This window comes from Streptomyces sp. NRRL S-37, from assembly GCF_000721605.1.
Lineage (GTDB): Bacteria > Actinomycetota > Actinomycetes > Streptomycetales > Streptomycetaceae > Streptomyces.
The window spans coordinates 129,226-149,279 of record NZ_JOIZ01000007.1 but is presented as its reverse complement, the minus strand read 5'-3'; the positions used below and the strand labels follow the sequence as shown (position 1 = coordinate 149,279).

18 protein-coding genes are annotated in these 20,054 nt (G+C 71.7%); 7 read left to right on the top strand and 11 right to left on the bottom strand.

Features of this window, described 5'->3' with window-relative positions:
* Positions 1–49 precede the first annotated feature (49 nt).
* Genes IH50_RS0113495 through IH50_RS0113450 form a run of 10 tightly spaced genes read right to left on the bottom strand, consistent with a single transcriptional unit; the run spans position 50 to position 10,118 of the window.
* Positions 50–1,549, bottom strand: a complete 1,500-nt coding sequence (locus IH50_RS0113495; RefSeq protein WP_030860858.1) for an NADH-quinone oxidoreductase subunit N — start codon at positions 1,547–1,549, stop codon at positions 50–52.
* The gene (locus IH50_RS0113490; protein ID WP_030860855.1) at positions 1,546–3,120 is read right to left on the bottom strand and encodes a complex I subunit 4 family protein; all 1,575 of its coding nucleotides are present in this window, start codon (positions 3,118–3,120) and stop codon (positions 1,546–1,548) included. The genes IH50_RS0113495 and IH50_RS0113490 overlap by 4 nt, the downstream gene beginning before the upstream one ends.
* A 6-nt stretch (positions 3,121–3,126) precedes the next feature.
* Positions 3,127–5,124, bottom strand: a complete 1,998-nt coding sequence (locus IH50_RS0113485) for an NADH-quinone oxidoreductase subunit L (RefSeq protein WP_030860853.1) — start codon at positions 5,122–5,124, stop codon at positions 3,127–3,129.
* Positions 5,121–5,528, bottom strand: a complete 408-nt coding sequence (nuoK, locus tag IH50_RS0113480) for an NADH-quinone oxidoreductase subunit NuoK (protein WP_030860852.1) — start codon at positions 5,526–5,528, stop codon at positions 5,121–5,123. The genes IH50_RS0113485 and nuoK overlap by 4 nt, the downstream gene beginning before the upstream one ends.
* Positions 5,528–6,211, bottom strand: a complete 684-nt coding sequence (locus IH50_RS0113475) for an NADH-quinone oxidoreductase subunit J (RefSeq protein ID WP_030860851.1) — start codon at positions 6,209–6,211, stop codon at positions 5,528–5,530. Before IH50_RS0113475 ends, nuoK begins: the two co-directional genes overlap by 1 nt.
* Positions 6,208–6,759 (bottom strand): NuoI/complex I 23 kDa subunit family protein, encoded by a 552-nt coding sequence (locus IH50_RS0113470; protein WP_030860850.1) that lies wholly within the window; start codon positions 6,757–6,759, stop codon positions 6,208–6,210. The genes IH50_RS0113475 and IH50_RS0113470 overlap by 4 nt, the downstream gene beginning before the upstream one ends.
* 2 nt (positions 6,760–6,761) lie before the next feature.
* Complete coding sequence (locus IH50_RS0113465) at positions 6,762–7,730, bottom strand: complex I subunit 1/NuoH family protein (protein ID WP_030860849.1); 969 nt, start codon at positions 7,728–7,730, stop codon at positions 6,762–6,764.
* Positions 7,727–9,121, bottom strand: a complete 1,395-nt coding sequence (locus tag IH50_RS0113460; RefSeq protein ID WP_030860848.1) for an NADH-quinone oxidoreductase subunit C — start codon at positions 9,119–9,121, stop codon at positions 7,727–7,729. Before IH50_RS0113460 ends, IH50_RS0113465 begins: the two co-directional genes overlap by 4 nt.
* Positions 9,118–9,735 carry an NADH-quinone oxidoreductase subunit B gene (locus IH50_RS0113455; protein WP_030860846.1) on the bottom strand — a complete coding sequence of 206 codons (618 nt, stop codon included), beginning with the start codon at positions 9,733–9,735 and terminating at the stop codon, positions 9,118–9,120. Before IH50_RS0113455 ends, IH50_RS0113460 begins: the two co-directional genes overlap by 4 nt.
* A complete protein-coding gene (locus tag IH50_RS0113450; RefSeq protein ID WP_030860845.1) occupies positions 9,726–10,118 on the bottom strand; it encodes an NADH-quinone oxidoreductase subunit A in 393 nt (130 codons plus the stop codon). Before IH50_RS0113450 ends, IH50_RS0113455 begins: the two co-directional genes overlap by 10 nt.
* A 232-nt stretch (positions 10,119–10,350) precedes the next feature.
* Between IH50_RS0113450 and IH50_RS0113445 the strand changes: the two genes are divergently transcribed.
* From IH50_RS0113445 to IH50_RS0113425, 5 genes are all read left to right on the top strand, one after another.
* Positions 10,351–11,622: a sensor histidine kinase gene (locus tag IH50_RS0113445; protein WP_030860843.1), complete on the top strand. Its 1,272-nt coding sequence runs from the start codon at positions 10,351–10,353 to the stop codon at positions 11,620–11,622.
* Between the two features lie 110 nt (positions 11,623–11,732).
* Entirely contained in the window at positions 11,733–13,097 is a 1,365-nt protein-coding gene (locus tag IH50_RS0113440; protein WP_030860841.1) for a sensor histidine kinase, read from the top strand.
* Between the two features lie 249 nt (positions 13,098–13,346).
* A complete protein-coding gene (locus tag IH50_RS0113435) occupies positions 13,347–14,006 on the top strand; it encodes a response regulator transcription factor (RefSeq protein ID WP_324617139.1) in 660 nt (219 codons plus the stop codon).
* A 133-nt stretch (positions 14,007–14,139) separates the two neighbouring features.
* A complete protein-coding gene (locus IH50_RS0113430) occupies positions 14,140–16,068 on the top strand; it encodes a 2-oxoacid:acceptor oxidoreductase subunit alpha (RefSeq protein WP_030860837.1) in 1,929 nt (642 codons plus the stop codon).
* Positions 16,061–17,119, top strand: a complete 1,059-nt coding sequence (locus tag IH50_RS0113425; RefSeq protein WP_030860836.1) for a 2-oxoacid:ferredoxin oxidoreductase subunit beta — start codon at positions 16,061–16,063, stop codon at positions 17,117–17,119. Before IH50_RS0113430 ends, IH50_RS0113425 begins: the two co-directional genes overlap by 8 nt.
* A gap of 36 nt (positions 17,120–17,155) precedes the next feature.
* Here the strand turns inward: IH50_RS0113425 and IH50_RS0113420 are convergent, their stop codons facing one another.
* Positions 17,156–17,536, bottom strand: coding sequence for a winged helix-turn-helix transcriptional regulator (locus tag IH50_RS0113420; RefSeq protein WP_030860835.1), 381 nt, complete (start codon positions 17,534–17,536; stop codon positions 17,156–17,158).
* 99 nt (positions 17,537–17,635) lie between these two features.
* Between IH50_RS0113420 and IH50_RS0113415 the strand changes: the two genes are divergently transcribed.
* Complete coding sequence (locus IH50_RS0113415; RefSeq protein ID WP_030860834.1) at positions 17,636–18,490, top strand: NAD(P)H-binding protein; 855 nt, start codon at positions 17,636–17,638, stop codon at positions 18,488–18,490.
* Between the two features lie 188 nt (positions 18,491–18,678).
* Complete coding sequence (gene rarD / locus IH50_RS0113410; RefSeq protein WP_234328148.1) at positions 18,679–19,692, top strand: EamA family transporter RarD; 1,014 nt, start codon at positions 18,679–18,681, stop codon at positions 19,690–19,692.
* Positions 19,693–20,054 lie beyond the last annotated feature (362 nt).

Genomic DNA, 20,054 nt, shown 5'->3' with positions numbered 1-20,054 from the left:
GTCCGGAGCGTGCCGGGTGGCACGCGCGCGTGCCCGAAGGGGCGGTTCCTCAGAAGAGTCCGGTGCCGGTGAAGCGCAGGACCAGCTGGGGTGCGCCGGACAGGGCGACGCCAAGGACGCCGGTCAGGGCGAGGGCGGCGGTGAGGGGGACGGGGAGCCGGTGCTCGACCGGTTCGCCCTCGGGGGCGCGGAACAGCAGGGCCGTCCACTGGAGGTAGTAGACCAGCGCGATGACGACGTTGACGGCCATGACGACGGCGAGCCAGCCCAGTCCGGCGTCGACGGCCGCGGAGAACACGGTGACCTTGGCGAAGAGGCCGATGATGCCCGGCGGGAGTCCGGCGAGGCAGAGCAGGAAGAAGGCCAGGAGGAGCGCGGTGAGGGGGTTGGAGGCGTGGAGGCCGCGGTAGTCGGCGACGCGGTTGAAGCGGTGCGCGCGGCCGACGAGGGCGGCCACGGCGAACGCGCCCAGGTTCACGGCGCCGTACATGAGGGCGTAGGCGACGGTGGAGCCGATCGACTTCTCGGGGTCGCCGGAGTACGCGGCGGCGGCGATCGGCACCAGGAGGTAGCCGGCCTGGCCGACGGACGACCAGGCGAGGAGGCGTACCGCGCTGTACGCGCGCGTGGCCTGCTGTCTGAGGGCGCCCACGTTGCCGACGGTCATGGTGAGGGCGGCCAGCGCGGCGAGGGCCGGGCCCCAGACGTCGGCGTACGAGGGGAGGGCGACGACGGTGACGAGGATCAGGCCGGAGAAGCCGACCGCTTTGCCGATGACCGACAGGTAGGCGGCGATCGGCAGGGGGGCGCCCACATAGGTGTCGGGGACCCAGAAGTGGAAGGGGACGGCGGCGGTCTTGAAGGCGAAGCCGACGAGGGTGAGGACGACGCCAGCCTGGGTGAGGGTGTGGAGCTGTCCGTCGACATCCTGGACGCGTTCGGCGACCAGGGTGAGGTGGAGGGTCCCGGTGGCGGCGTAGACGAAGCTGATGCCCAGCAGGCTGACGGCGGTGGCGGTGACGGAGGACAGGAAGAACTTCAGGGCCGCTTCGGAGGACTTCCGGTCGCCGTGCCTGAGGCCGACCAGGGCGAAGGCGGGCAGGGAGGCGACCTCCAGGGCGACGACGAGGGTCGCGAGGTCGCGGGAGGCGGGCAGGAGGGCGGCGCCGGCCGCGGAGGAGAGGAACAGGAACCAGTACTCGCCCTCGGGGAGCCGTTTGCCCTCGTCCTTCAGGGCGGTGACGGACAGGAGGGCGGTCAGGAGGGCGCCACCGAGGACCAGGAACTGGATGACGAGGGTGAAACGGTCCGCGGTGTAGCTGCACACGCCTTCGTCGCCGACCAGGCAGAAGGTGCCGCGGTCGGCGTCGAGGAGGGGCAGCAGCATGAGGGTGGCGGCGGCGAGTCCGGCCACCGAGAGCCAGCCGAGGAGCGGTTTCCGCCTCTCGTCGGCGAACAGGTCGGCGACGAGGACGACGAGTCCGACGACCGCCGTGATGGTGGGCGGCGCGATGGCCAGCCAGTCGACGGACTGGACGAGGGAGCTCATCGGGTGCCTCCTGCGAGGAGCTGCTGCACGGCCGGGTCGGTCAGGCCGAGGAGGGCCCCCGGCCAGAGGCCGGCGACGACGGTGAGGACGACGAGTGGGGTCCAGGCCGCGAACTCGTAGGAGCGCACGTCGGTGAGTTCCGGGGCGTCCTGGGGCGCGGCGCCCATGCAGACCCTGCGGACCACGACCAGCAGGTACGCGGCCGTCAGCAGGGTGCCGAAGGCGCCGATGGCCATGAAGGTGAGGAAGGCGGGGCGGCTGAGGCCTTCGGCGGGGTCGAAGGCGCCGAAGAGGGCGAGCATCTCGCCCCAGAATCCGGCGAGGCCGGGCAGGCCGAGGGAGGCGACGGCGGCGAAGGCGAGCAGGCCGCCGAGGCGCGGGGCCTTGCCGTAGAGGGCGGCGCCGGTCTCCTGCGCGAGGGTGTCGAGGTCGGTGCTGCCGGTGCGGTCCTTGAGGGCGCCGACCAGGAAGAAGAGCAGGCCGGTGATGAGGCCGTGGGCGATGTTGGCGAACAGGGCGCCGTTGACGCCGGTCGGGGTCATGGTCGCGATGCCGAGGAGGACGAAGCCCATGTGGCCGACGGAGGAGTAGGCGATGAGGCGTTTGAGGTCGCCCTTCGCGCCCCGTTTGGCGAGGGCCAGGCAGGCGAGGGATCCGTAGATGACGCCGACGACGGCGAACGCGGCGAGGTACGGCGCGAAGGTGCGGAAGCCGTCCGGCGCGGCGGGCAGCAGGATCCGCACGAACCCGTACGTGCCCATCTTCAGCAGGACACCGGCCAGCAGGACCGAGCCGACGGTCGGCGCGGCGGTGTGGGCGTCGGGCAGCCAGCTGTGCAGCGGCCACATCGGGGTCTTCACCGCGAGCCCGATCCCGATCGCCAGTACGGCGATGACCTGCACGGATGTGGTCAGGGACCGGCCGTTGTCAGTGGCGAGTGCCACCATGTCGAAGGTGCCCGCCTTGATTCCGATCAGGAGCAGGCCGAGCAGCATGACCACGGAGCCGAGCAGCGTGTAGAGGATGAACCTCCAGGCGGCCTCGGCCCGGCCCTCGCCGCCCCAGCGGGCGATGAGGAAGTACATCGGGATGAGGACCGTCTCGAAGGCGAGGAAGAAGAGGATCAGGTCGAGGACGGCGAAGGTCGCGAGGGTGCCGGACTCGAGGACGAGCAGCAGGGCGACGAAGGCCTTCGGGGACGGGCCCGTGGGCGGCTTGAAGTACGCGTGGAGCGCGCAGAGGAAGGTCAGCAGCGCGGTCAGGACCAGAAGGGGGAGGGAGATGCCGTCGGTGCCGAGGTGGATGCGCACGTCCAGTGCGGGAATCCAGCTGATGTCGGTCGTGGCCTGCATCCTCGACGGATGGTCGTGGTCGAAGCCGAGCGCGAGGACGATCGCCGCGATGAGGATCGCGCCGGTGACGGTCACGCCGTGACGGAGCACCGCCTGGTCGGGTGACTTCCCCTTCAGTCCGGGCGGGGCCGGCAGAAGGGCGGCGGCGGCGCCGAGGAGCGGGCCGGCGACGAGGAACGCCAGAAGGAACTGCATCACGGACTCGTTGATATCGATCACGCCTGCTCACGCTCCCGTGGCGACGAGGACGGCGGCGACCGCGAGGACGACGGTGCCGGCGAGCAACGCGCTCACATAGGTCTGCAGATTGCCCGTCTGGGCCCGTCGCACGGCGGCGCCGAGCCAGCGGGGCAGCGTGCCCGCGCCGCGTACGTAGGTCTCGACGACCTCGCGGTCGAGGAACCGGACGAGGCTCGCGCCGGCCCGGACCGGGCGGACGAAGAGGGTCGTGTACACGGCGTCCAGGTGGAAGCCGGCGGCCGCGTGGCGGTGCAGCGGGCCGAGCAGCAGCCGTCCGGGGTCCGACGGGTCGGGCGCGTACGCGATGTCTCCGTAGGCCGGTTCGTGGGTGGCGATGGCCTCCGCCTCGACCCGTCCGGCGTCGCCCTCGGGGTGGGCGGCCACGGCGCCGAGGGGGACGCGGGCGGCGGCGTGCGCGGTGGTGTGCCGCCAGGTGGCGTAGGTGATGATGCCGCCGCCCAGCGCCACGCCCGTGCCGAGCACGGAGGTGGTGAGCGTCGGGGCCAGGTCGTGGCCGTCGAACCAGTCGGGCAGTACGCGGAAGGCGAACCCGCCGAGCGCGAGGGACGGTACGGCGAGCACCCACAGCACCGTGGTCATCGTCAGCGGCTGCCTGCCGTGGTCGGGCGCCTCGGTTCCGTACCCGCGGAAGGCCAGCAGCCACAGCCGCATCGCGTACGCGGCGGTGAGCAGGGCGGTGACGAGGCCGGCGAGGAGGACGATCCAGCCCGCCGCGGCGGGGGCGTGCTCGGTGTGACCGGTGACGACGTGTTCGGCGGCTCCGAGGACGGCCTCCTTGGAGAAGAAGCCGCTGAACGGCGGGATCGCGGCGAGGGCGAGGAGCGCCACGGTCATCGTCCAGTAGGCGTCGGGGACCCGGTCACGCAGGTGGCCCATGCGGGACATGGCGGCCAGTGAGTTGGTGCCGGCGGCGTGGATGATCACGCCGGCCGCGAGGAACAGCAGCGCCTTGAAGGCGCCGTGGGACAGGAGGTGGAAGACGGCGGCGCCGCGGTCGGCGACGGCGAGGGCGCCGGTCATGTAGCCGAGCTGGCCGATGGTCGAGTAGGCGAGGACGCGTTTGATGTCGTCCTGGGCGAGCGCGGCGAGCGCCGAGCCGGCCATGGTCACGGCGGCCATGACGGCGAGGACGGTCATCGCGGCCTGTGAGGCCTCGAAGAGCGGGAGGAGACGGGCGATGAAGTAGACGCCGGCGGCGACCATGGTCGCGGCGTGGATCAGCGCGGAGACGGGGGTCGGGCCCGCCATCGCGTCGGGGAGCCAGGTGTGCAGCGGGAACTGCGCCGACTTGCCGGCCACGCCCGCCAGGAGCAGCAGGGCGATCAGCGTGGGGTGTTCGATGCCGCCGTCCGCGACGGCGCCGAGGACGCGGGTGATGCGGAAGGACCCGGCTTCGGTGGCGACGGCGAACAGGCCGATGAGGAAGGGGATGTCGCCGAGCTTGGTGACCAGGAAGGCCTTGAGGGAGGCGGCGCGTGCCTCGGGGGTCTCCCAGTAGTGGCCGACGAGGAAGTAGGAGCAGATGCCCATGACTTCCCAGCCGACCAGCAGGACCATCAGGTCGCCGGAGTAGACGACCAGGAGCATCGCGGAGGTGAACAGGGAGACGAGAGCGGCGTAGGAGGGGTAGCGCGGGTCGTCGCGCAGGTAGCCCGTGGAGTAGATCTGCACGCAGCCGGCGACGACGGTGACCAGGACGGCGGTCAGTGCGGCGAAGCCGTCGATGTGCAGGGCGAGTTCGATCGGGACCGAGCCGGTGGGGGTGAGTTCGGTCGCGGCGTCGACGGCCTGGCCTCCGCCCTGTCGCCAGGCGACCGTGGCGGCCAGGGCGAGGGAGGCGAGCGTCGGCAGGACGGCGAGCGGGCGGACGAAGCCGGGGGCGGTGCGGCCCAGGAGCAGCCCGGCGAGCGCGCCGAGGAACGGAAGGAGGGGGACGAGGACGGCGAGGGTGGTCGTGGTCACGCGGTGGCCTCAGCCTTCTCGCCGGCCGCCCGGGGTGCGGGGGCTTCGCGGCCGGTGGTGTCGCTGTCGGGGCCGTCGGGCTCGTGGCCCTCGGCGGTGTCGCGGAGTTTGTCGATGTCCGAGGTGCCGCGGTTGCGGTACACGGCGAGGACGATCGCCAGGCCGATGCCGATCTCGGCGGCGGCGATGGCGATGGTGAACAGGGTGAGGGCCTGGCCGGAGTGCAGGGTGTCCTCGGCGGTCCGGCTGAGCCAGACGTCGAAGGCGACCAGGTTCAGGTTGACGGCGTTGAGCATCAGCTCGACCGACATCAGGACGAGGATCGCGTTGCGGCGGGCGAGGACGCCGTACAGGCCGGTGCAGAACAGGAGGGCGGACAGGACGGCGGGATAGGCGAGGTGCATCAGCGGGTCCCTTCCGTGTCACGCCGGGTGTCCGTCGCCCGCCCGGACGCGCTCGGGCCGGACGCACTCGGACCGGTGGCCGTCGCCCGCCCGGCCGCGGCGTCGGCCTTCGCCTTGCGGGACAGGACGATCGCGCCGACGAGGGCGGCGAGGAGGAGGACGGAGAGGGCCTCGAAGGGAAGGACCCAGTGCTGGAAGAGGCTCGCGCCGGTGACGTCCGTGGAGCCGGCGGGGGCGCCGTCCAGGTCGATCCACGTGGTCCGGAAGGCGTCCGCGACCACCCACACCAGGGCGGCCGCGGCGGCGACGGCCACGGCGAGGGCGACCCAGCGGTTTCCGGAGTCGGCGTCCGGTGAGCGGCCGATGGGGGCCCTGGTGAGCATCAGCCCGAACAGGAGGAGGACGACGACGGAGCCGACGTAGATGAGGACCTGCACCCAGGCGATGAACTCGGCGGTGAGCAGGAGGTATTCGACGGCGAGGCCCCCGAGGGCCACCACCAGCCACAGGGCGGCGTGCACCAGCTGCCGGGTGGTGACGGTGACGACGGCGGCCCCGAAGGTGACCAGGCCGACGAGGAGGAAGGCGATCTCCACGCCGGTCGGGGAGAGGAAGCCGTGCGCCTCGGCGGCGGTGGTCGTCGTGGCGTGCGCGGCCGTTCCTGCGGCTGCGGCGAGGGTCACGACTCCTCCTCCTGCGGTTCGGCCTGGGCGGCGGCGAGCTTGTCGGCGGCCTTGCGGGCGGCGGCGAGTTCCTTCGGTTCCTCGGCTCCGGGGTCGAGGGCGGGCGGGGCCGGGACGGTCCACATCCACTCACGGAGCTTGTCCCGCTCGTGGGTGAGGTCGCGGATGTCGGTCTCGGCGTACTCGAACTCCGGGGACCAGAACAGGGCGTCGAAGGGGCAGACCTCGATGCAGATACCGCAGTACATGCACAGGGAGAAGTCGATGGCGAAGCGGTCGAGGACGTTGCGGCTGCGTTCGCGGCCGCCGGGCGTCGCCGCCGGGACCGTCTCCTTGTGGGAGTCGATGTAGATACACCAGTCCGGGCACTCGCGGGCGCACAGCATGCAGACCGTGCAGTTCTCCTCGAACAGGCCGATCACACCGCGGGTGCGGGGCGGGAGGTCGGGCTGGGTGTCCGGGTACGGGGCGGTGACGGACTTCCTCGTCATCGTCCGCAGGGTGACGGCCAGGCCCTTGGCCAGGCCGGAGCCGGGGAGGGGAGCCATGGTTACCGGATCACCACCTTCACGATGCCGGTGAGGGCGATCTGGGCGAGGGAGAGGGGGACGAGGAGGGTCCAGGAGAGCTTCTGAAGCTGGTCCTCACGCAGTCGGGGATAGGTGACGCGGAGCCAGATGACGACGAAGGCGAGGACCGCGGTCTTCAGCAGGGTCCAGACCCAGCCGAGTCCGTCGGCACCCCAGGGGCCGTGCCAGCCGCCCAGGAACAGGACGGTGGTCAGGCCGCACAGGACGACGATCCCGGCGTACTCGGCGAGGAGGAACAGGGCGAAGCGCAGGCCGGTGTACTCGGTGTACGCGCCGAAGATGATCTCCGAGTCGGCGACCGGCATGTCGAAGGGCGGGCGCTGGAGTTCGGCGAGGCCGGCGACGAAGAAGACGAGCGCGCCGGTGATCTGCCAGGGCAGCCACCACCACTCGAACGCGTCGAGGATGCCGGTGAGGGAGACGGTGCCGGCCGCCATCGCCACCGAGGCGGCGGTGAGCAGCATCGGGAGTTCGTACGCGAGGAGCTGGGCGGCGGTGCGCAGGCCGCCGAGGAGGGAGAACTTGTTGGCGGAGGCCCAGCCGGCCATGAGTGAGCCGAGGACGCCGACGCCCATGACGGCGAGGACGAAGAACACGCCCGCGTCGATCACCTGCCCGACCGCGCCCTCGCCCGGGCCGATCGGGACGGCGAGCAGGACGAGGAGGTACGGCAGGAGGGCGACGGCGGGGGCGAGCTGGAAGATACGCCGGTCCGCGCCGGCCGGGACCACGTCCTCCTTCTGCGCGAACTTCACGCCGTCGGCGATGAGCTGGGCCCAGCCGTGGAAGCCGCCGGCGTACATCGGGCCGAGGCGGCCCTGCATGTGGGCCATCACCTTGTGCTCGGTCTGTCCCACGATCAGGGGGAAGGTGAGGAAGACGACGAACACGACCAGGAGTCGCAGGGCGACGTCGGGCACGTCGTTCACCGCGGGCCTCCTGAGGGGTCTTCGGGGGTGGGGGTCTCGGGGTCGTCCTCGGTCTCCGCGCGGGGCTCGGAGTCACCTTCGGTCTCCGCGCGGGGCTCGGGGGCCGCGTCGGCATCGGCGTCGGGCCCGGTACCGGCTTCGGGCTCCGAGCCGGTGTCCGGAGCCGCGTTCCCCCGGGGCTCGCGGGCCGGACCGGCGTCGGGTTCCGTCTCCGGCTCGGGTTCCGCCTCCGGCTCGGGTTGGGCGAAGGCAGGCTGGGCGTGGTGCCAGGGGGCGTCCGGGCTGCGGGGAGCGGCAGGAGGCCTTCGGTCCCGGCGGTCCTCGGTGGACGCGGGGGCGGCGGACGCGTCGCCCGTTGTCGTGGGCTCGTCGGACGGTTCCGGGGCCTTCGAGGCGGCGCGCTGACTCGCGGACCCCTCGGACGCGGTGCGCGCCCGGCGGGGGCCGCCGGCCGCGGGAGAGCCGGAACGCTGCGACGCCGACCCTTCGCTCGCGCTCCGCGCACGTCGTGCGGGGGCGGCGGTCGGAACGGCCGGCCCGGGCTGCGCCTCCGCGGCCTGGCTCACGGAACCCTCCGCCGCCGTGCGGGTGCGGCGGGGCTGGGCGGAAGACCCGGCGGCCGACTGGCTCGCCGAACCCTCCGCGGCCGTACGGGTGCGGCGCGGCCGGGTCGTGGGCTGGGCGGGTGCCTCCGGGGCTGCCGGCTGGCTCGCGGAGCCCTCCGCCGCCGTACGGGTGCGGAGGGGGCGGTCTCCTGCCGCTCGTGCCGCGCCTGCCGCCGTTCTGCCCGTGCCTCGGGCCGGGCGGGCCGGGGCCGGGGGGAGCTGGCCCTTGAGGGGGCCCCATTCGTTGGGGTCGGGGACGCCGGGGGGAAGCATCTGGCGGCGCTTGGGGCCACCGTGCTCCGACTCCCCGGGTTCCTTGGCGCCGGGCCATGCCTTGGCGACCCGGGCCGCGAGGACGAAGTCCTTGCGCAGCGGGTGGCCCTCGAAACCGTCCGGCAGGAGCAGGTGGTCCAGGCCCGGGTGGCCCGTGAAGTCGACGCCGAACATCTCGTGCGTCTCGCGTTCGTGCCATGCGGCACCCGCGTAGACGTCCACGGCGGAGGGCAGTGTGGGGGCCTCGTGCGGCACCGTGGTGCGCAGCAGCAGGCGCCGTACCGGGGCCAGGGCGGCGACGTGTGCCATGACACGGAACCCGGTGCCGGGTTCGTCGACCGCGCTCAGCCAGTCGAAGAAGGTGCAGCCGACCCGGTCGCGCGCGGTTTCCAGCGCGGTGATCCAGGAGGCGGGCGGTACGTCGACGGTCAGGACGCCGTACGACTCCTCCGCCGTGGCCTCCGTGCCGAACAGTTCCTCGGCGCCGGCGGGGAGCCAGCCGGCCGCGGTCATCGGCCCTCCCCCTCACCGGACGGCGCCGGCGGCCGGACCAGCCCGCTCCGCAGCGCCGCCGCCGAGGGCCGCCCCGCGCCGGAGGCGGACCCGTACCGCTCCCCCAGCGACTCCCGTGCGATCTTCTCCTGGAGTTTCAGGATCCCCTGGAGCAGCGCCTCGGGCCGGGGCGGGCAGCCGGGGACGTAGACGTCGACCGGAATGATCTGGTCCACGCCCTTGGTGACGGAGTAGGAGTCCCAGTACGGGCCGCCGCAGTTGCTGCACGCGCCGAAGGAGATGACGTACTTGGGCTCGGGCATCTGCTCGTACAGGCGCTTCACCGCGGGCGCCATCTTGTCCGTGACCGTGCCGGAGACGACCATCAGGTCGGCCTGGCGCGGCCCCGGCGCGAAGGGGATGACGCCGAGGCGGATGAAGTCGTGGCGGGCCATCGACGCGGCGATGAACTCGATCGCACAGCAGGCGAGGCCGAAGTTGAAGACCCACAGCGAGTAGCGGCGGCCCCAGTTGAGGACCACCTTCATCGGCTCGGGTGCCAGCCGGGCGAGCGCGCCGAGCCGCTTCGGTTCCGGAAGCAGGACGGGCTCGGGGGCGGCAGGGTTCACGTCCATGTCAGGACGCCCTTCTTGTATGCGTACAGCAGTCCCACGGCGAGAAAGCCGAGGAAGATGAACATCTCCACGAGGGTGGTCGCGCCGTAGCCGTCGGCGGCGAAGACGGTCGCCCAGGGGAAGAGGAAGATCGAGTCGACGGCGAAGATCACATAGAGGAAGGCGTAGACGTAGTAGCGGACCTGGGTGTGGGCCCAGCCCTCGCCGACGGGGTCGACGCCGCACTCGTACGTCAGCAGCTTCTCCGGCGTCGGCACCACCGGCCGCAGCAGGCGTCCCGCCCCGAAGGCGACGGCGACGAACAGCAGGCCGACGACGGCGAGCAGTCCGACGACCGAGTAGGACTGGAAGTAGTCCGCCGCGACGACGGTCGTTTCCCGCACGTCCGCCCCTCACTCCCTTGATCGGCGCCCTGGCCCATGCCTGTGCCGTGCCCGTGATCCGTGCCGGTGAACGTCACGGTCCGACGATCTGTACGCACGGGAGTCTAGGCCCTGATAAATGCACCGTAAGCAGCCCGTCACCGCTCGGCATGCGGGGGGTGGGGTTTTCCTCAGTGTGTTCTGGCGGTCCACCTCATGGCGCGGACCCCCGGCTCCGGGCACGCTTGTGCCCATGACCGAACCATTCCCGAATCCGGGCACGTCCGTGACGGCGCCCCCGGAGCCGGCCGGGCGCGGCGACCGCCCGCCACCGGCCCGTTTCGCGTACGACACGCACACCTGGAAGGAGATCGCCCACCTCCTGGCGAACCTGCCGGTGTCGCTGGTCGGCTTCGTCTACACGGTGACCATGGTGTTCACCGGTGTCGGGCTGACCGTCACGGTGATCGGGTTCCCGCTGCTCGCGCTCGGGCTGATGGGCTCCCGGCTGCTGGGCAGGATGGAGCGGGCGCGGGCCAGGAAGCTGCTCGGGGTGCGGGTGGAGGAGCCGAGCCGGCTGCCGGTGCGCGGTCCCGACGGGGTCTGGCCGCGGCTGTGGATGGCGGTCAAGGACCCGGTGGGCTGGCGCACCGTTCTGTACGAGCTCATACGGCTGCCGTGGGGCGTCCTCACCTTCACCGTCACGCTGACCGGTCTGTTCGTGCTGTGGCCGGTGCTGCCGTTCGTCGTGCGGGGCCTGGCCAATGCCGACCGGGCGATGGTGCGCGGTCTGCTGTCGCCCTCCGACGAGCTGGAGCGGCGCATCGCCGAGCTGGAGTCGGACCGCGGGGTCGTGGTGGACACGGCGGCGGCGGACCTGCGGCGCATCGAGCGCGATCTGCACGACGGGGCGCAGGCCCGGCTGGTCAATCTGGCGATGGGGCTGGGCCTGGCCAAGGAGAAGCTGCTGGAGGATCCCGACGCCGCGGCGTCGATGGTCGACGAGGCGCACGGCGAGGTGAAGCTGGCGTTGCAGGAGCTGAGGGATCTCGCCCGGGGCATCCATCCCGCGGTCCTGACCGACCGGGGTCTGGACGCCGCGCTGTCCTCGGTCGCCTCGCGCTGCACGGTGCCGGTGAGGGTGACGGTGGATCTGGACGAGCGGCCGGCCGCCGCCATCGAGGGCATCGCCTACTTCACCGTCTCGGAGCTGCTGCAGAACGTCAGCAAGCACAGCCGGGCCCGGTCCGCCACGGTGGACGTGTGGCGGTCGGAGGGCCGGCTGCTCATACAGGTGGGGGACGACGGGCGCGGGGGCGCGAGCCTGGACGGCGGGACGGGCATGCGGGGTCTCGCCGACCGGCTGGGCGCGGTGGACGGTCTGTTCGTCGTGGAGTCGCCGGAGGGCGGTCCGACGACGGTGACGGCCGAGCTGCCGTGGCGGGACCGTTCCGGCGCCCTGGCCGAGGGCCCGGGCAGGACCAGGAGGGCGTCCATGGAGGCGTCCGTCCGCGGCCGGAGGTAGGGAAAACCCCCCGTCCAAGACTGCGACGGACTCCATGGTCCGCCGACCTGCGGCGAAGCAGTCTGGAGGTACGACAGCACAGTCGCCGGACGAGGAGAAGGACGACGCCGATGAGCACGGAGTACGGACAGGGCTACGGGCTCCCCACGGAGTCCGGGTACCCCGGACACGCCGAGGGCCGGCGGTACCGGCTGCCGGCCGCGCTGCGCGCGCCGGTCGAGGGACGTACCTGGCGCGAGCTGGGATATGTGCTGCTGAGCCTGCCGATCAGCGTTCTGCTGTTCACCTACGCGATCACGATGGTGTCGCTGGGGGCGGGCCTGCTGGTGACGTTCCTCGGTGTCCCGGTGCTGGCGGCGGCGCTCGCCGGCTGCCGCGGGTTCGGGGCGGTGGAGCGGGCTCGGGCGCGGGGGCTGCTGGGTCTGGAGGTGGCCGAGCCGGAGCCGCTGCGGATGAAGCGGCAGGGGTTCATGGCGTGGATCGGGGCCGTGCTCAAGAGCGGCGTCTCCTGGCGGGCCCTGCTGTACGCGGTGCTGCAACTGCCGTGGGCGGTGTTCTCCTTCGTCGTCACCGTGACGCTCTGGTCGGTGGGGTGGACTCTGGTGACGTATCCGCTCTGGTTCTGGGTCCTGCCGGCGTACGGCGCTCAGCCCGGCATACAGCTGTACGGCGACGAGCACCACCAGATCTATCTGGACAACCCCTTCGAGATCACGGTGACCGCGGGAGTGGGCCTGCTGTTCACCCTCGCCACGCCGTGGATCGTGCGGGCGCTGACGACCGTGGACCGGGTGATGGTGCACGGGCTGCTCGGGCCGTCGCGGCTGGCCACGCGGGTGGTGGAGCTGGAGTCGGACCGCGGGGTCGTGGTGGACACGGCGGCGGCGGACCTGCGGCGCATCGAACGGGACCTGCACGACGGGGCGCAGGCCCGGCTGGTGGCTCTGGCCATGGATCTGGGGCTGGCGAAGGAGAAGCTGCGGGAGGATCCGCAGGTCGCGGCACGGATGGTGGACGAGGCGCACGGTGAGGTGAAGACGGCGCTGCAGGAGTTGCGGGACCTGGCCCGCGGCATCCACCCCGCGGTCCTGACCGACCGGGGGCTGGACGCCGCGCTGTCCTCGGTCGCCTCGCGGTGCACGGTGCCGGTGCGGGTGGAGGTGGACCTGACGGAGCGGCCCGCGCCGGCCATCGAGGGCATCGCCTACTTCACCGTCTCGGAGCTGCTGCAGAACATCAGCAAGCACTCGCGGGCGACCTGGGCGGCCGTGGAGGTGTGGCGGACGGAGAACCGGCTGATGCTCCAGGTCGTGGACAACGGCGTGGGCGGCGCCGACGTGTCCGAGGGTTCCGGACTGGCCGGGCTGGCGGAGCGGCTGGACGCGGTGGACGGGATCCTGGTGGTGGACTCCCCCGCGGGCGGCCCGACGCGGGTGACCGCCGAACTGCCGTGGCGGGCGGAGCGGGCACGATGAGAACGGGCTGAGACCGGGCTGAGACCGGCGGGCCGGCTCCGCAGGCGGAACTGGCGGGACCGGCGGAACCGGCGGGTGGGCGCGAGCCGCAGGCTCGTACCCACCCGCCTCGACGGCACCCCCGATCACGCGATCGCGTTGCCCTGCCCCATCCCCCATCGGATGCTGGAATGCTGGACCTGACGACCGGGCCGCCACGAGGGCGGGCCCGGATCAGGGGCATGGGGGCCGAGGAACGTGGAGGACAGGGTGCGGGTGGTCATCGCCGAGGATTCGGTGTTGCTGCGGGAGGGCCTGACCCGGCTGCTGACCGACCGTGGGCACGAGGTCGTGGCCGGTGTCGGTGACGGTGACGCGTTGATCAAGACCATCGCCGAGCTGGACGGGGAGAACCAGCTTCCGGACGTCGTGGTGGCCGATGTGCGGATGCCGCCGACGCACACGGACGAGGGGGTGCGGGCCGCGGTGCAGCTGCGCAAGACGCATCCGGGCATCGGCGTGCTGGTGCTGTCGCAGTACGTGGAGGAGCGCTACGCCACGGAGCTGCTCGCCGGTTCCAGCCGTGGCGTCGGTTATCTGCTCAAGGACCGGGTGGCCGAGGTCCGTGAGTTCGTGGACGCGGTGGTGCGCGTCGCCCAGGGCGGTACGGCGCTGGATCCCGAGGTGGTCGCGCAGCTGCTGGGGCGCAGCCGCAAGCAGGACGTGCTCGCGGGGCTCACCCCGCGGGAGCGGGAGGTCCTGGGGCTGATGGCGGAGGGCAGGACGAACTCGGCGATCGCCAGGCAGCTGGTGGTCAGCGACGGTGCCGTGGAGAAGCACGTCAGCAACATCTTCCTGAAGCTGGGGCTGTCCCCGAGCGACGGCGATCACCGGCGGGTGCTGGCCGTTCTCACCTATCTCAACTCCTGAGCGAGGACGTCTCGAAGTCGTGTCCAACATGCGAATGACCCAGGGAAGGCGACCCTTACGGACGTAGGGTTTATGCGGGGAGGGCCTGTGGGAAGGCCGTCCCGGACAGCCGCCCTCGAGGAGGTCCAGTTCAGTGACCAGCCAGGTCAGCAGCACAGCGGAGCAGGCCGACGGAGCAGTCGTAGAGGAACAGCGCGCGGCGGCGGGTGCGAAGGACGTCCGCCGGCTCGACCGAGTGATCATCAGGTTCGCGGGGGACTCGGGTGACGGTATGCAGCTCACCGGTGACCGTTTCACCTCGGAGACCGCGTCCTTCGGCAACGACCTCTCCACTCTGCCGAACTTCCCGGCCGAGATCCGCGCGCCCGCCGGCACCCTGCCCGGCGTCTCGTCCTTCCAGCTCCACTTCGCCGACCACGACATCCTCACCCCCGGCGACGCGCCGAACGTGCTGGTGGCGATGAACCCGGCCGCGCTGAAGGCCAACATCGCCGACCTGCCGCGCGGCGCGGAGATCATCGTCAACACGGACGAGTTCACCAAGCGGGCGATGCAGAAGGTCGGCTACGACAGCAGCCCGCTGGAAGACGGCTCGCTGGACGGCTACAGCCTGCACCCGGTGCCGCTGACCACGCTGACCGTGGAGGCGCTCAAGGAGTTCGACCTCACCCGCAAGGAGGCCGAGCGCAGCAAGAACATGTTCGCCCTCGGGCTGCTGAGCTGGATGTACCACCGGCCCACCGAGGGCACGGAGAAGTTCCTGCGGTCGAAGTTCGCCAGGAAGCCCGACATCGCCGCCGCCAACATCGCCGCCTACCGGGCCGGCTGGAACTTCGGCGAGACGACGGAGGACTTCGCGGTCTCCTACGAGGTGGCCCCGGCGGCGAAGGCGTTTCCGCCCGGCGTCTACCGCAACATCTCCGGGAACCTGGCCCTGTCCTACGGACTGATCGCCGCGTCCCGCCAGGCGGACCTGCCGCTCTACCTCGGCTCCTACCCGATCACCCCCGCCTCGGACATCCTGCACGAGCTGAGCCGGCACAAGAACTTCGGTGTGCGCACCTTCCAGGCCGAGGACGAGATCGCCGGCATCGGCGCGGCGCTGGGGGCGGCCTTCGGCGGCTCGCTGGCGGTCACCACCACCTCCGGTCCCGGTGTGGCCCTGAAGTCCGAGACCATCGGCCTGGCGGTATCACTGGAGCTGCCGTTGCTGATCGTGGACATCCAGCGCGGCGGCCCGTCCACCGGCCTGCCGACCAAGACCGAGCAGGCGGACCTGCTCCAGGCGATGTACGGCCGCAACGGCGAGGCGCCGGTCCCGGTGGTCGCACCCCGCACCCCGGCCGACTGCTTCGACGCCGCCCTGGAGGCGGCCCGGATCGCCCTGACCTACCGCACGCCGGTGTTCCTCCTCTCCGACGGCTACCTCGCCAACGGCAGCGAGCCCTGGCGGATCCCGGACCTTCAGGAGCTGCCGGAGCTGACCGTGCGGTTCGCGCAGGGACCGAACCACACGCTGGACGACGGCACCGAGGTGTTCTGGCCGTACAAGCGGGACCCGCGGACCCTGGCCCGCCCCTGGGCCATCCCCGGCACGCCGGGTCTTGAGCACCGCATCGGCGGCATCGAGAAGCAGGACGGCACGGGCAACATCTCCTACGACCCGGCCAACCACGACTTCATGGTCCGCACCCGGCAGGCGAAGATCGACGGCATCGACGTCCCCGACGTCGAGGTCGACGACCCGGACGGGGCGAAGACCCTGGTACTGGGCTGGGGGTCGACCTACGGGCCGATCACGGCCGCCGTGCGCCGTATCCGCAAGGAGGGCGGCCGGATCGCACAGGCCCATCTGCGCCACCTCAACCCGTTCCCGCACAACCTCGGTGACGTGCTCGCCCGTTACGAGCGCGTCGTGATCCCCGAGATGAACCTGGGACAGCTCGCCACCCTCGTCCGGGCGAAGTACCTGGTCGACGCGGAATCGTACAACCAGGTCAACGGCATGCCGTTCAAGGCGGAGCAGCTCGCCACGGCGCTGAAGGAGGCCATCGATGACTGACACCAACGCCCTTCTCCAGCTCGTGCCCAAGGCCGAGGGCCGGCAGTCCATGAAGGACTTCAAGTCCGACCAGGAAGTGCGCTGGTGCCCCGGCTGCGGCGACTACGCCGTCCTCGCCGCCGTGCAGGGCTTCATGCCCCAGCTCGGTCTGGCGAAGGAGAACATCGTCTTCGTCTCCGGCATCGGCTGCTCCTCCCGCTTCCCGTACTACATGAACACCTACGGGATGCACTCCATCCACGGCCGCGCCCCCGCCATCGCCACCGGCCTGGCCACCTCGCGGCGTGACCTGTCCGTGTGGGTCGTCACCGGTGACGGCGACGCCCTCTCCATCGGCGGCAACCACCTCATCCACGCCCTGCGCCGCAACGTCAACCTCAAGATCTTGCTGTTCAACAACCGGATCTACGGTCTGACCAAGGGCCAGTACTCCCCCACCTCCGAGATCGGCAAGATCACCAAGTCGACGCCGATGGGTTCGCTGGACGCGCCCTTCAACCCGGTGTCGCTGGCGATCGGCGCGGAGGCGTCCTTCGTGGCCCGCACCGTCGACTCCGACCGCAAACACCTCACCGAGGTGCTGCGCCAGGCGGCCGACCACCCCGGCACGGCGCTGGTGGAGATCTACCAGAACTGCAACATCTTCAACGACGGCGCCTTCGAGGTCCTCAAGGACCGGCAGCGGGCCGAGGAGGCCGTGATCCGCCTGGAGCACGGGCAGCCCATCCGCTTCGGCACCGACAGTTCCAAGGGCGTCGTACGCGACCGGGCCACCGGCGACCTGAAGATCGTCACCGTGACGGCGGACAACGAGGCCGACGTCCTCGTCCACGACGCCCACGCCGCGTCCCCGACCACCGCGTTCGCGCTGTCCCGGCTCGCCGACCCCGACACCCTGCACAACACCCCGATCGGCGTCTTCCGCTCCGTCGACCGGCCCGTCTACGACACCCTCATGGCCGACCAGCTCGACACCGCCGTCGAACAGCACGGCAAGGGCGACCTCGCCACCCTGCTCACCGGCGGCGACACCTGGACCGTCGTGGGCTGACGCCTGCCGAAGGCCGGGACGAGGCCCGGGCGCTCTCTACGGCGCCCGGGTCTCGTCGTACGCCTGCCGGGCGGCGAGGACATCCGCCATGCGCTTCTCGGTCCACAGCGCCAGGTCGCGCACCTGCTCGGCCGCCTCGCGGCCCAGGCCGGTGAGGGAGTAGTCGACGCGGGGCGGGATGACCGGTCTGGCGTCGCGGTGCACCAGGCCGTCGCGCTCCAGGGTCTGGAGGGTCTGGGTGAGCATCTTCTCGCTGACCCTGCCGATCGCCCGGCGCAGTTCGCTGAAGCGGTACGAGCGCTCCAGGAGCTGGATCAGCACGAGTACGCCCCAGCGGCTGGTCACATGCTCCAGGACCAGCCGGTGCGGGCACATCTCCTCGCCGTCGGTCCACCGGACACCATCACTTACCGCCATGCCAGTACCTTACTTCAAAGTGGGTACTTTCCCATAGTTAGCGCAGCTCCTAAGGTGAGTGGCATACCCGCACACGCACCCCCACAGGAGTTCCGCACCATGAGCATCGTCATCACCGGCGCCACCGGACACCTCGGCCGTCACGTCGTGGACCAGCTGCTGGAGAAGGTCCCGGCCGAGCAGGTCACCGCCGTCGTCCGCAGCGCGGAGAAGGCGTCGGACCTCGCCGGGCGCGGCGTCCGGATCGCGGTCGCCGACTACAACGCCCCCGAGACCTTCGACGGCCTGTTCACGGCCGACGACAAGGTACTGCTGATCTCGGGCAACGAGTTCGACAAGGGCCGGGTGGGCCAGCACCGGGTCGTCATCGACGCCGCGAAGGCCGCCGGTGTCGCCCTGCTCGCCTACACCAGCGCGCCCGGCTCCCTGACCGCCGCGCTCGCCGACGACCACCGCGGCACCGAGGAGGCGCTGCTGGGCTCGGGCGTGCCGTACGTGCTGCTGCGCAACGGCTGGTACCACGAGAACTACACCGAGAACCTCGCCCCGGTGCTCGCGCACAACGCCGTCGTGGCCGCCGCCGGCGCGGGCCGGGTCTCCTCCGCCTCGCGGGCCGACTACGCGGCCGCCGCCGTCGCCGTGCTCACCGGCGAGGGGCACGAGAACACGACGTACGAGCTGGGCGGTGACGAGGCGTGGAGTTTCGCCGAGTACGCGGCCGAGCTGAGCCGGCAGACCGGCAAGGAGATCGCCTATAACCCGGTCACGCCCGAGGCGCTCACCGGCATCCTGGCCGGCGCCGGGGTGCCCGAGCCGATGGCCGCGGTCCTCGCGGGCGTGGACGTCTCGATCGAGAAGGGCGAGCTGGTCGTCGACAGCGGCGACCTGTCCCGGCTGGCCGGCCGCCCGACCACCCCGCTCGCCGAGGCCGTCGCCGCCGCGCTCAAGGGCTGACCCGGAGGGCCGCTGCCCCCCGGACCCGGAGACCGCCGCCCCCGCCACCCCCGTGCGTCATGACCGTATGCCGGTACGGACATGACACGCGGGGGTGTCCGGCGTTACCGTCGTCCGGCGAGCACCGCGCGCGCGTGCGCGGGCGTCGCGGGAGATCAGGACACGCGTCGGACATGAAGGAGGGGCCCGTGACCGGGAAGCCGGCCGCAGAGCGGCGCACAGGACTGCTGAACGGTTTCGCGGCGTACGGGATGTGGGGGCTCGTCCCGCTGTTCTGGCCCCTGCTCAAGCCCGCCGGGGCGGTGGAGATCCTGGCCCACCGGATGGTCTGGTCGCTGTTCTTCGTGGCCGCCGCCCTGCTCCTCATACGCCGCTGGGCCTGGCTCGGCGAGCTGCTGCGACAGCCGCGCAAGCTGGCGCTGGTCACGGTCGCCGCGGCGGTCATCACCGTGAACTGGGGCGTCTACATCTGGTCCGTGAACTCCGGGCACGTCGTCGAGGCGTCCCTCGGCTACTTCATCAACCCGCTGGTCACCATCGCGATGGGCGTGCTGCTGCTGAAGGAGCGCCTGCGGCCCGCGCAGTGGGCGGCGGTCGGGGTGGGCGCCGCGGCGGTGCTCGTCCTCACCGTCGGTTACGGCCGGCCGCCGTGGATCTCGCTCTGTCTCGCCTTCTCCTTCGCCACGTACGGACTGGTGAAGAAGAAGGTCAACCTCGGCGGCGTCGAGTCGCTGGCCGCCGAGACCGCGGTCCAGTTCCTGCCCGCCCTCGGCTACCTGCTGTGGCTGAGCGCCCGGGGCGATTCCACGTTCACCACGGAAGGGGCCGGGCACGCCGCGCTGCTCGCCGCGACCGGGATCGTCACCGCACTCCCCCTGGTCTGCTTCGGCGCCGCCGCGATCCGCGTGCCGCTGTCCACACTGGGCCTGCTGCAGTACCTGGCGCCGGTCTTCCAGTTCCTGCTCGGGGTCCTCTACTTCAAGGAGGCCATGCCGCCCGAGCGCTGGGCCGGTTTCGCCCTGGTGTGGCTGGCGCTCGTCCTCCTCACCTGGGACGCGCTGCGCACCGCCCGCCGGGCCGCCCGCGCGCTCGCCGGGAAGGACAGCGCGCCCCGGAGCAGTGTGCTAGCCGACACGACGGGCGTGGCGGCCGACACCGCAAGCATGCCCTCCGAGGCGAATCCGCTGGAGGCCAGGCCGTAGCGCCGGGCGTTGTCAGAGCGAGGCGCTAGAACTGGTCGCATGATGCAGACACCGACACCGGCCACCGTTCCTTTGGACTGAGCAGAAGTGAGTTCCCTCAGCCGCACGCCCCGAACGGTCTTGGACGCACTGGTCCCCGGCGTACTCAACCCCGGGGCGGCGACACGCATCCTGTACGTGGTCCGGTCTCGGGAGGCCAGTTCCCTGCGCGACCTGGCCAGATGGTTACGGCCAGAGGCGACGGGGAGGCCCCGAACCATCACTCCGGTGGAGCGGGGGCCCCGCACGCTGGCGCCGTAACCGGCGTCCCAGATCGCACGATCAGCGTAGCCCGAACGGCCCAGGACGCCGCAAGCCCGCCA